The organism is Streptomyces sp. NPDC007929, assembly GCF_042959065.1.
Classification (GTDB): domain Bacteria; phylum Actinomycetota; class Actinomycetes; order Streptomycetales; family Streptomycetaceae; genus Streptomyces.
Map to the genome: position 1 here is coordinate 179,554 of NZ_JBIBKD010000002.1, position 12,489 is coordinate 192,042.

Annotated in this window: 5 protein-coding genes; all 5 read right to left on the reverse strand. The window is 68.3% G+C overall.

What is annotated here, in order from left to right:
* Window positions 1–18 precede the first annotated feature (18 nt).
* Window positions 19–1,881 carry a DrmB family protein gene (gene drmB, locus ACFZDE_RS05650; protein WP_391197701.1) on the reverse strand — a complete coding sequence of 621 codons (1,863 nt, stop codon included), beginning with the start codon at window positions 1,879–1,881 and terminating at the stop codon, window positions 19–21.
* On the reverse strand, window positions 1,878–5,135 hold the full coding sequence (locus ACFZDE_RS05655; protein ID WP_391197704.1) for a helicase-related protein: 3,258 nt from the start codon (window positions 5,133–5,135) through the stop codon (window positions 1,878–1,880). The genes drmB and ACFZDE_RS05655 overlap by 4 nt, the downstream gene beginning before the upstream one ends.
* A complete protein-coding gene (locus tag ACFZDE_RS05660; protein WP_391197707.1) occupies window positions 5,132–7,033 on the reverse strand; it encodes a UvrD-helicase domain-containing protein in 1,902 nt (633 codons plus the stop codon). Before ACFZDE_RS05660 ends, ACFZDE_RS05655 begins: the two co-directional genes overlap by 4 nt.
* Window positions 7,030–11,793 carry a sacsin N-terminal ATP-binding-like domain-containing protein gene (locus ACFZDE_RS05665; protein WP_391197710.1) on the reverse strand — a complete coding sequence of 1,588 codons (4,764 nt, stop codon included), beginning with the start codon at window positions 11,791–11,793 and terminating at the stop codon, window positions 7,030–7,032. The genes ACFZDE_RS05660 and ACFZDE_RS05665 overlap by 4 nt, the downstream gene beginning before the upstream one ends.
* Before the next feature lie 107 nt (window positions 11,794–11,900).
* Window positions 11,901–12,107, reverse strand: a complete 207-nt coding sequence (locus tag ACFZDE_RS05670; protein WP_391197713.1) for a hypothetical protein — start codon at window positions 12,105–12,107, stop codon at window positions 11,901–11,903.
* Window positions 12,108–12,489: the final 382 nt, after the last annotated feature.

Consider the following 12,489-nt stretch of genomic DNA (forward strand, 5'->3'; position numbering starts at 1 on the left):
GCCGCACCGGCCGGACAGTCATTGCCGCAGGATGCCGGCGAAGTAGCCGAGCTCGGGATTCTCCGGGGTGCCGACGAGCAGCGCGCGGTCGAGCAGGGTGTTGTTGTGCTCACAGCTGGTCTCGGGGAGCATCACGCACGCGTGGCAGGCGGCCATGTTCGTGCCGCCGGTGCCGGACGCCTCGGCCTCGACGCACAAGGGGTCGGCGGAGCACCAGGAGGCCCGTCGGATCGCGGAGCGGATCGTGCTCGCCAGCCGATCCGGCTCGCCCTGGGCGACCAGTCCGCCGAGGCTGCCCGCGGAGTCACTGGTGGCGGTGTAGACGAGCAACCCCGCCATTTCCTCATCGGCGTAGAGGCGTTCGCGAAGTGCGGCAGCCGGATAACCGGCGTCCAGGCTCCACTCGTTGATCAGTACGTGAGCGAGGGTGTGCAACAGCACCATGCGAGGGGTGGCCGGAGAAGGCTGGACCTGGGTGGGGTCGGAGGCCCTGCGCTCCAGCACGCGGCGGTGTGCGGTACGGATGCGCCTGGCCCGCTCGGCCACCTCGGTGACGCTCTCCCACTCGGCGAGCCGGCCCTCGGCCAGCCGGAGGAAGACGCCCTCGCCTCGAACCTCCATGGCGGGCAGCCAACTCAGGGCGGTCGAGGAGAGTTCGGCCTCGTTGGCCTCGGAGACGGAGTCGGGATCGGCGACCCTGGTGAAGGCCTTGAGCGCGCGGACCTCGCGGAGCTTCTTGACCAGCATGGGGCCGGTGACCCCGATGCCCTCGAGAACGTTCGTGTCGCCGAGCGGAGTCTCGCAGATGAACTGTTCCTCGCGGGAGCGCTCGCGCTCGTCGTTGCCGGCGCGGAGGCGCTCGTACTCCTTGTTGCGCAAGGCGCGGTAGCGATGGTCGAAGGAGGGTGCCTCGTCCCCCGTGAGATCCTCCTCGCGTTCCGCGGCGAGGAGTGCCATCACCTCGTCGACGGGGACGGGGAGGTCGTCTCCGAAGACGAACTTGAGGCGATCCTCGACTTCCGCCCGGCTGTCGAGTTCGCGCAGTCGATTCCAGTAAGGCGCCAGCGGATCCGCACGTCCGTCGCTCCACGGCGGGATGGACAGCGCGGACTTCAGCACCGGTTGCCAGACGGCGGAGGAACCACGCTGGAGGGTTCGAGGGGTGAGACTGCAGCCCTCCGCCGGGACCGAGGTGCCGAGCCACGGTCGGGTGCCCCGACAGCGCAGGCCCAGATCCTTCAGGGCGCTCTTGCGGAAGGAGCCTTCCATCGACACCTCGGGCACTCCACAGCTGCACGAGACGCGGATCGATCGGAGCGAGGCGCTGCGTCCGGAGGTGCGCAGCGTGAGAGTGCCGCCGCATTGACCCGCGGTCGTAGCGCCGCGCCCCGCGGCCCTGTGGAGCCAGTGCCAGTACGGGAACTCGTCGAGGTGGCCCGCCTCGCAGGCGATCACGAAGCGGGAGGGGACCAGATCCGCCTCACACGTACCGCAGACGCTTCTGCCGGGCGGCGGGTTGAAGTCCCGATGGCGGCGCAGCTCGTTGCACTCGGGACAGGAGTGCATGAGCGGGAAGCGGCGGACCCGGAGGCCGTCCTTGCTGCTCTCGTCGGACGCCGGTGGCAGCCGGAAGTGCTCCACGTTCAGAATGCGCGCGAGTCGACGTTCATGGATGCGTGGCGCCTCGTCGGCGCGCCACTGCTCGTCGGCCCCGTCCAGACCGGAGACGACGAAGGACTCGTGGTCGACCGCGATCAGTGAGCCGACGCCGTATGTGGTGATCGCTTGGGCGCGACGGATCGCACCACGACGCGGAAGGTGGTGGGCGGGCGCCGAGCCGTCGGCGCCGGAACGACGCCTGCGTGCGGGGGGCGGAGTCATCGGGTGGCCTCCATGAACAGGGCGGACTCGGCATCGACGTCGCGCAGGCTCCAGAGGGTGGGCCAGGCCTCGGCGTTCTCCGCCTCGTCGTCGTAGGGCTGCAGAAGCGAGGGGGTGCGGTTGCCCTTCTTCGGTTCGAAGAGCAGGCCGCCATGGATGTCGGCCTCGTCGCACCACCAGTCGAGGAACTCGTCGAAGGCCCTGGAGACAGCTTCGGATTCCTCAGGCGTCACGGCACGGACACGGTCCAGGAGGACGGGCTTGATCTCGTCCCGGATGCGGTGCGCGTACGCATCCACCTTGCCCGCGGCCTCGTTGGGCCGAGCCTCCGGGAGCATGATCCGCGTCAGGGCGACGATGACGGCGTGCAGTCCCCGCTCGCGGGCCCGGGCCGAGAAGGGGGTGACGGAGGTGGACTCGACCTCGCGATACAGCGCGGAGTGGAAGTACAGGAAGTTCTCGTAGTGGGAGCGGTCGCGCGACCTGATCGCGTTGAGCATCACGGTGACCAGTCCGGGATGGGCCCGGCCGACGCGGCTGGTGGCCTGGATGTACTCGGCGGTGGTCTGCGGCTGACCCATCACCGCCATCAGACCGAGCCGGTTCACGTCGACGCCGACAGCGATCATGTTGGTGGCCAGGAGGACGTCTACGACATCCCGGTCGGGGTACTCACGCTCGATGCCCTTGAGGCGGGCCGGGATCTCGCTCGCGTCGACGCGGCTGGTCAGCTCCGAGTAGTTCTCGACCGTACGCACGGTGCTCTCCTCACGCGCGGCCAGCAGCTCCAGATACGCCACCACGTCGTCGTGGACCTGGAGTTCCGCTGCTGACAGCAGCCGGAGGCTGTTGAAGTAGCCGACCAGGCTCCAGTAGGCGTCGCGCACCTGGTCCGAGGTCTGCGCCTGCTTCGCCCGGTGCAGCAAGGTCGCGTACGTGCGGATGAGGAGGGTCGACTGGCTGGTGCCCGGAGCGAGGAGACCGACGTAGCGGCGACTGGCCTTTTCCTCTCGCGGCGTCTCCACGGCGAACCAGGAGTCCCGGGAGTCCAGGCCCGCGGGCGGGAACTGACGGACCTCGCGGTCGAAGAGGCTACGGCCCTGATCGGCGGCGCGGCGGATCGTGGCCGTCGAGGCGATCACCTTGGGGCGTCCGGCGAGCTCGTCGACGGCTGTCTCGTAGAGACCGGTGAGCGTGCCCAACGGGCCCGAGATGAGGTGAAGCTCGTCCTGGACGATCAGCTCGGGCGGTGGGGTCCGGTCGCTCGGGTCGTCCCGGTTGAAGAGCGCCGCGGTGGCGGGTCGCCAGGGCATCGACGCGAACTTGTCGACGGTGGCGATGACCAGTGTGGGACGGGCGTCGTACACCGCCTCGTCGATCAGGTGGACGGGCAGACCGTCCGCGAAGTCGCAGTCCGCGCCGGGGCAGCGGACGTGCATGCGTTTGGCCTCCTCGACGACCTCGTACGCGCGGGCGTCCAGGCGCGTGCCGCACCAGGGGCAGGCGTGCAACTGGACGGGGTTCTTGGTCGCCAGTCGCTTGTCGAGGTCCTTGCGCAGTTGCGCCAGTTGGTCATTCGCGTCCTTGAGCCTGTTGGGAGTGGCCGATTCGCCGACCCACATACCGAGCGAGAACGGTTCGCGGCCGAGTTCGGACTCCTTGTCGCGACGCATTCGTTCCATGGCGCAGAGCAGGATCGTGGCGCGCTCGAACTGCTGAAGGGTCAGCAGACGCAGGGTGTATCGCATGAGAACGGTGACTCCACTGCCGTTCACCCCGAGCCGGATCCGGCGCAGGAAGGAGGTGAGCGCGATCAGGCCCAGGTACGCCTCCGTCTTGCCACCGCCGGTAGGGAACCACAGAAGGTCGGAGATCTCGCGGTCCCTGTGCTCGGGGTCGTCGATGCCTGCCAAGCAGAGCAGGACGAAGGCGATCTGGAACGGTCGCCAGGAGCCCTTCGCGGGCTCCGGGGAGCCCTGGCGGCCGCTCTTCACCCAGTCGCTGCGGGCCCGCTGGTCGGCCATTGCCTGGTTGGCGAGTCTGAACGCCGTCATCAGGTCGGGCTTGCCGCGCAGGAGGTCGATGCCCTCCCGGATCCGGCCCAGTGCCTCGCGGCACGCGTCGACCTGCTTCCGCGCGGCCTTCTCGTGCGGGCCGCCGATCAGGGCGTCGGCCTCGGCCTGCTTGCGGTCGATCCACCGTTCGTAACCCGTGGCCAGCTCTTCGAGGGCGGCGAGGACCTCTGCGTCCGGGTTCGAGGCGAGACCGAGCATGGACAGGGCGGAGCTGTCGATCTCCGGATTGGAGTCGGTGAGCAACACCTCGACGCTCGGCACGAACTCGCTGCGCACCTCGGGCACACCCGCCCGCCTCGAATCGGTCATGCCGATCGGTGGCGGTGTCCAGTCCCATTCGGCGGCGCAGCCGTGCCCGACGGCGAAGGTCGGGGCATGGCGGTGCAGCAGTCGGCTGGTGGCGAGCTCCAGGTCGTGCGCGAGGTCGGGGGCGGGACGCTCGACGAAGGCGCTGGATCCGTCGGCCGCGCGGATCACGAGGCCGCACTGGAACAGGGAGAACGCGTCCTGCAGTTCACGCTCGCCGACCTTGTGCGTGTTGACCAGCGTCACGGTGACGGTCACTGTGCCCCAGACCCGGTCGGGACGTCGGACGTTGGCGCGCAGCTCGACGCCTTCGGCGAGTTCGAAGCGAAGGTCCGGGGCGGGCGTGGTGACGTCCACCGTGGTGTCGGGCAGCGCGAGTTCCTCGCGTCGCCACTGTTCGTGCTGATCGGCGATGGTACGAGCCTCGGCACGGCGGGCGGGAACAGGCCTGCCGTCCGCGTCCGTGGGCCGGTACGCGGCGGCTCGCGCACGGATCACGACGGAGCCGCTTATGGCCGGGTCGATCGCGAAGGTGAGACCCATGGAGGAGGGACGGCGGGAGCCGGCGGCACCGACCTCCTGCGCTGTCCCGGACTCCTCCAGGTTGTCTCGGGTCCGCAGGGGTGAGTCGTCCAGCCCTTCGTGTTCCGCCTCGTCTTCGAGCATCCGCTGCTCGGCTTCCGCATCCGCCGACCGCGGGTACAGCACACCGGTGAGATAGCGGTCGATCGGGGCGTCCTGGGCCAGGACTTCCTCCCGGTCCGTCGGAGCGGCGTCCGGTGCAGGTCCGAGGAGCTCGCGGCGGAGACCCACCAGCAGTTCCTCGTCCCGGACCCGGTAGTGCTCGGCGTGCCGGTGGTCCATGTCGCTCATGCGCGCTGCTCCTCGTCGTCCGCCCGGCGGTACCTTCCGATTCCTGTGATCCGGGGCGCGATCCACACACCCCGGTCGCCGAGGCCGGCGTTGGCACCGGCGGCGGTACTGCCCGCCAACGTCTCCAGGGTGTCCACCCGCAACCCGTGAATCTCGTCGGGCCACCAGGGGTCCCACGTACGGTTGACCTTCTGCACCTGGAAGAGATCGAGCCGGAATCGCTCCGAGACCTCGCCGATCTCCCGTCCGTCGTGCAACAGAACGTACGGCGGGCTCTGCCATTCACCGAGCGGCAGGTCGTGAAGTCGGCGGAGCAAGACCTCGTCGCCCGGGGAGACGTGCTCCAGGAGGTAGGCCTGGATCGCCACGGCGTCGGCCTGATGGCCGGGAGGGGCGTCAGCGCACACGTCTCCGGGCTCGCCGACGATCCCGTACCGGTCGTACGCCTTCCAGCCCCCCAGGAACCTGCGGCCGTTCGCCCTGCCACCGGCGCGCTTGACGATCGGCAATTGCGGCGGGTCCAGGTGGTACAGATCCTGACGAGCGCGGGTCAGCGCCACGTACAGGGCACGTGCTTCGGCCGGAAGGTCCAGCTCTTCCTTGTAACGCCGGCGCAACTCCGCCACGGTCGGCGGAGCCAGGACGATCACCCGGTCGAACTCCAGGCCCTTGGCCCGGTGCACCGTCGAGACCACGATGCGCGCTGTCTCCGGATCCGCCAGCTCGTCCGGGAAGCGACCGTCGGCGACCAGGCGACGCAGCCGCTCCAGGTCGAGTACGCCTCGCCCCGGGCCGCGCGCCGCCCGGCGCAGCACGGGCCACATCGTCTCCGGGGCCGGCTCGTACGGCAGGGGCACCTCCGCCAGCAACGACCGGAACCGCTCCTCGGAAAGCGTCGCGGACTCCGTTCGACGCAACAACTCGGCCACCCAGTACGGGGTCGGGCGGTCCTCCAGAGGCCGCCTCAGCCGATGCTCCACACCATGCCCGTGAAGCAGCTCCGAGATCACGAGGGCCTGGTGGTTGTCGCGGGCGAGGATCGCGCAGGTGTCGGGGAAGTCCCGCAGCCCCTCCAGGGTGAACGAGTCCGTCAGGGCTCCCATGCCGTTCGTCGGATCGAGAAGCAGTTCGCGCATCTCTTCGTAAAGAGTCGCGGCCTCTTCCGCATCCGTGAGGTGTTGCAGGCGCTCCCCGTGCGCCAGCGCGATCTCGGCCTCCGGCGTGGTCGCCCGGAAATTCTCGGTCAGTCGAAGTTCGACGAGGTCGTCGGGGTACGAGGCTCGCAGCCAGTCGAAGAAGCGGCCGGTCTCGTCGGCGCGCTCGGTGGGGTCCGTGATCTGGAAGCCGTAGACGGACTGTGCGGCATCACCGACCACGGTGAAACCGCAGCTGTCCTGATAGCGGTCGAGCAGGGTTTCCACGAGATCCCGGCGGTCGCCCATCAGGTCCTGCACCTCGTCGATGACCACGTGCGCGGGGGGCACGGAGTCCCCGGCTTCCATGGCCCCCTTCTCGACCGCGCGGGCTGCCGCCTCGATCCGTTCCAGGAAGGGGGTCGCCGTCCAGTCCTCGTCCGGGTACGCCTGCCGCAGCACCCCGAGTGCCCAGGCGTCGAAGGTCTGAGCTCGCACCCGGCGGGCTTGCTCGCCGTGCCGGCTGATCCGCTCCCGCAACTCCCGGGCCGCCGCCCTGGAGAAGGTCAGCACCAGAATCTCGGAGGCTTCCAGCGCCTCCTCGGAGTCCGTGTTCCCGCACAGCGCGTCCAGTCGGCGCACCAGTGTGTGGGTCTTGCCGGCCCCCGCACCGGCAGTCACCAGGACGCGGGCGTCCCAGGGCTGTTCCACGACGGTCCGCTGCTCCTCGGTGAGCGGCGGACTGTCGAGGTAGGCGTCGGTCACGAACGGCTCCAGAGGTGCTCGAACTGGGTGAAGGCGAGCTGAGTGTCGAAGTTCTCGATGTTGTCGCTGACGTTGAGGATCAGGCAGCAGTCCTTGCCGCCGTTCCGAGGTCCACGCAGGCCGCGACCGATCATCTGCTGGTACACGTTGGTGCTGTATACCGGCCTGGCCACGACCACGGCGCGGGTGGCAGGCGCGTCGAAGCCCTGGGTGAGAACACCGTAGTTGGTGAGCACACGAATGCGGCCGTTTCGGAAATTCTCGATACGGGTGCGACGGTCCTGCGTGCTGGTGGTCGAGTCGACCGCGGCCGAGCGGACGCCACGGTCGTTGAGCATGGCCGCCAGATACTTGGCGTGGTCCACGGAGGTGGCGAAGAGCAGCGTCGGCCCTTCGTCCGCCAGGCCGGCGACCTCGTCGACGATGCGTCGGCTGCGCTCGTGGTCGTCGGCGAGCCGTTGCTCGGCGGAGCGGGAGAGCATCGCCATGCGGTCCGCGTGTGTTCTCTCGTCCCGGGTCAGCTCGATCTTGCCGCCCCTGAGCGTGCGATGCTCGACCTGAGCGAGCATCCCCCACTCCTGGAGATCCCGGTAGGGGTCCCCGGAGGGGAAGACTCCTTCGTCCAGTCGGCGGTTGCCGAAGCGGTTGACCAGGCGGCGGGTCTCCTCCTCGTTGGTGTTGCGGAACGGAGTCGCCGTCAGGCCGAGCAGATGGCGACCGGTCTCGTACTGGGTGAGTTGCAACCGCCCCAGGATCTCGGTGTACCGCTTGGAGATCGCGGTGTGCGCCTCGTCGACTATCACCAACGCGGACTGTCGCAGCCAGGCGTACTGGTCGGTGCCCAGGCAGCGCTCCAGCTTGGCGTCCGTGGCGACCACCAGGTGGGGGTGATCGACGACGTCTCCCACCTCGTTGGTGCTCCACAGCCGGCTGATGGTGAGCGGGCTCTCGGCGCCGACCTTGGACCACACGAACTTCCAGCTCTGTACCGCCTGTTCGCACAGTTCCTCGGTCTGCGCGATCCACAGCAGGGGGCCCCTGAGGTCTCCGACCCGCTTCACCCAGCGGATGACCGCCTCGGCGGTGACCCGGGTCTTGCCGGCGCCGGTGGGCAGGGAGAGCATGCCACGCTGCGGAGCCAGCCGGTCGAGCATGGTGGAGATGTTCCGGACAAGGTCCTCCTGGTAGTCGTGGAGGCTCGGGAAGTCCTGAGGACCCTCCACGGTCTCGAACGGAGGCGGCGACGGAGTTCTCGAACCGGCGAACGCGACAGGCAGCTTCAGTTCCGAGACGAACGCGACGGCCGCCGACGACCCACCGTAGGAGACAGGCGCGTTGGGGAAACGGGCCTGGATGTCCCGAGCGTGCTGCTGGAGCACGCCGTCCCCGTGCGCGTTGAACGCCATCTGCGCGATGCGTCGCCCGGAGGGCTCCGCACCGTCGGCCGCCTGCAACTCGGCCTCCATCAGTCCCTCGGGCAGGCCGCTCCGGAGCGCGTCCGCACCGATCAGCAGCTCGATCTTGGACACGACGTCCTCGGCCTCGCGGACCGCCTTCTGCGCCGCTTTGAGTTCACTGTCCCGAGCCATCCGGTCCTGGTGCTCCAGCACCGCACGGCAACCGGCTGCACCCAGGCCGAGGCCGAGTTCGCGGTCGATCAACCGCAACATCGGCTCCTGCTCCAAGGGCACCCGGACCTTGACGACGCCGTCCTGGCGAACGGCGTCCAGAACGGAGGGCTTCGTGCCCTTGGGACTGCGGACGACCTCCTCCAGCTCGGTGCAGCGTTGCACCATGGCGTTCCGGTTCCCGCTGTTCAGACGTTGGCGCAGGGCGGGAAAGAGCTCGACCAGGGGAACGGGATCGCCCTCCGGCACCTCTCGGGTCTCCAGGCTGATCACGTCGGCGTAGCGGAGCATGCCCCACTTCTCGACCATCAGTGCCGCATCGTCGACGGTCTGGACGAGCAGCGCCGGTAGCTGCTCGGCGCGAAGGGCCCGGTACTCGGCCGCACCGACAGCGAGGGTGATCTCGTCGTCGGGACGGGTGTCCCAGGTGTCGCCGACCCGGCAGCGGGTCAGGGAGTCCTCCGGGAAGTCGGCGCCGAAGCGGGTCAGCATCACGTAGGTGGCGCCGACGAACGAGTCGTCCTCGCTGCGGGACACCTCGTCGAGGAGCGCGTCCCAGCGGTCGGCCGGAACCTCGTCGACGGTGGTCGGAAGGCGCAGCTTGCGGGCCTTCTCGGGGGTGATGTCGGCGACCGGCAGCACGTCGCGGTAGGCGGCCAGTTGTGGGCCGACGGCCTCCCTGAGGGGCTTGATCCCCTGGGAGGTGGAGACCGTGCCGTACTTTCGCACCATCCATCGGATCGGCGAGGCCACGGCCTGGCGTGTGCTGGTCTGCGCGCCGATCTGGCGCGTCCAGTTGTCCACCACGGCGTCGTCGGGCAGCACTTTCAGAAAGGCCGCGCGCGACTCCTCGGACAGGGCGCGGAAGAGGTGGAGCGGGCCACCGATCGCGGCGCCCTCGACCTTCATCCGGTTCAGCGCCGGGCGCGGGGCGCGGGTGTCCAGACTGCGCAAGTAGGCGGCGTGAACGGCTTCGCGGTACTCCTCGAACCAGGCCTCGTCCGTCCTGGGCTGCACCCCGCCGGACGGTCGTTCCCGCAGCCCGATCTGCGAGAAGAAGGGAGTGTCGTCGGAGTGGAACGTCATGTCGACGGCGACGCTCGGATCCCGCTTCGCGTCGACCACGACACCAGGCAGCATGCAGTCCTCGATGGGCCGGAACCGTCCGTCCGCGGTTCGCACACGGAGCGTCGAGCGAGGCGTGTGCACGCGCTCCAAGAGCTTGTGGGTCACGCGATGTGCCCCGGCCTGGCGGAACAGTTCCCAGAACCGCTGCCAGTCCGACTCGCTGTAGTGGTCGAAGCCCTGGTCGAGAACGCTGAAGAACCGGCCCTCGACATCGGCCTCCCGGATGCCCAGGACGTTGAGCGCGTGCATCAGCGACGGGTCCTGGGCGAGCCGGTCGACGACGTAGACCAGCGACTCGCGCAGTCCGCCCTGGTCGGCCCGGCGGAACACTTTGCCGCGCACCGGGGCGACGAGGCCGTGCTCCTCCGTCAGTACGACACGGGCCCTGCGCGCCTCGTCCGCGTACGGGGAGCGGACCTCGATCATGTCCGCCAGGATGCGGATGGCCACGGCCGACGCTTCGGGACTGCCGCTCTCGACCAGCGCCTCCAGCCATTCACGGACATCGGTCCGTCCGTGCCCGGCCGCGGCGAGAACGTGCTCGACCTTTCCCGAGCGCAGGGAGTCGGCCTCGACGCTCGGGTGCAGCCAGTCGGTGGGGCGACCAGGGCACTCGTGCCACATGCGGAGCCAACCGGAGAGCCTCTTCAGGTCTCTGTCGAGGCGAGGATGGATCCGCAGCTCCGTCGGGACGCGCAGGACGCCGTCCTGGTCGGGCAGGGAGGGACTCTCCGCGGCGCGGGCCCAGATCTCCCGGGTCAGGAACTCGTCGGCCCAACTGATCGCTTCCTTGACGCGTCCGGGAAGCAGAGGGAGGTAGGCGGCCGGATCCTCGGCGGGGGCAAGGGCCGGGAGGGCGCTGACGACCAACTGGGCCGAGACCCTGATCATCTCCTGGTTGAACGGGGATGAATCGAGCAGGTTCTGACGGTCCTCATTGGTCTTCCAAGCTCCGTTGAGGATGCCGCTCAGGGACATCTCGTACTTGGTGGGGAAGAAGGACCAGAACTTGCCACGACCGCGGGAGCGGGGACTGATGTACAGGCCGCTCTCCGCGTCCTTCTCCAGGGCGGGCACGCCCCAGGCGAGTTCGAGGGAGACCCGGTCGTGCAGCTCTCCGGCGTCGTCGCGAGCCGCCGGGCCGGGAGCGTGTGAGGTCGTGAACACCCGCCACCGCTCGGTGGCGACGGCCTTTCCGGTGCGTTCCTCGACCACGGTGCGCAGGTCGCCGGACTGCTGGGCGCTGAGTACGCGTCGGGCCACGGGCCGGGGCCTGCGGTCTTCCAGCACGACCTTCGCGACATGCGGGGAGAAGAGCTGAAAGCCCAACGGGAACTCTTCACGGGGCTCGCCATGGTCCTTGGCACGGCCTCCGTGCATGTCCCGGCCCAGCCGGTCATCGGCCTTCGGAAGCAAGGGGAGACGCACGACAGTGGTCGCCCAGGTCAGCAACTCGTTCAGGACGGGGTCGGACGTCCTCTCGGCCTGGAGGTCGAGAGGACGGGCCATGCGCAGCACTGGGGCGTCGAACTCGGGACCATAGCGTGCCGCTACGCCGGGGACGGCCCTGATCTGCTCGTACGACCAGGCACGGTCGAATCCGAAGCTTCCTGAACTGCTGAAGAATTCAGGAGCGTCCGTCACCACGAGGACCGATTTGACACCGACACCGAACCGACCGATCTGGCCTCCGCGCTTCTTCGACATGCTCATTCGGAGGATCGTCTCAGCACCTTCTGCGGTGACCGGATTTCCCTCGTTCGCGCAGTACAGATGATTTTCCGTGAGGACGACTTGGATGCGACCGCCGGGCTGGTCGGCGATTTCGTCGGCGGCATTCTGGACGAGCTCGGAAAGCTGACGGTCGCCATATCCGCCCTTGGTGATGCGGCGCTCGCCATTGGCATGTTCAGCCACAAGCCCGGGGTCCACGGCGTAGGTCTGCAGGACGCGGGAGGACTGTTCGAGAACTGTTTGGATCACGGGATGGGCCGAAGACGGCATTGCTTCTGCGCTCCTGAGGTAGCGATGGCCGGGCTGGATCGTGAATGACGGGCCGGCTACCGGATTCGACGAAGTCGCCGGCCCGTGATTCATGCGGTGTGCTGTGGTCAGGCCTCCGGAGCGTCGCTGTCCGGCAGGTCTCGAGCCGCCTTGGCCAGGTAGGGGAAGCTGCGGGTGAAGTCGTCCTCGGCCAGATCGTGCGCCTGGAGAACCCTCGCCACCTCGGCCTTGTTTCTTGCCGTCTTGATCGCCGCCTCGAACGAGGCTAATTCCCGGCTCGAAACCAGGAAGTCACCACAGTCCTGCTCGTCCATTGAGTGCACACCCCTGATAGTCGTGTCCTGATGGTCCTACAGGGGTGTATTTGGGTACACGTCCCCGTGGAACGAGTTTCATCTCAAGGGGTGGCTTCTCCCCCCGAGAAAGACGCTAGCGGTTGAACGTTTCCCCTCGCCAGCGCTTTTTGGGAAATGCTTCCGTGCGTTGTGACGCTGATTCTTGGCATACGGGTTCCACGGCCGCCCGAAATCAATTTCGGTCCTTCGAGCGAGGTGGATTCTCCACCGTCACCGAAGTTATCGGGGGTCACTCGAATGTGCAACCCCGAACTTCCGTTCCCTCAAGGGGAGTTGGTCGTTCCGTTCTCTGGAGGTGTGCAAATCGGGGTAACTTGCCTCTATTCGGACAGTTCGGGCA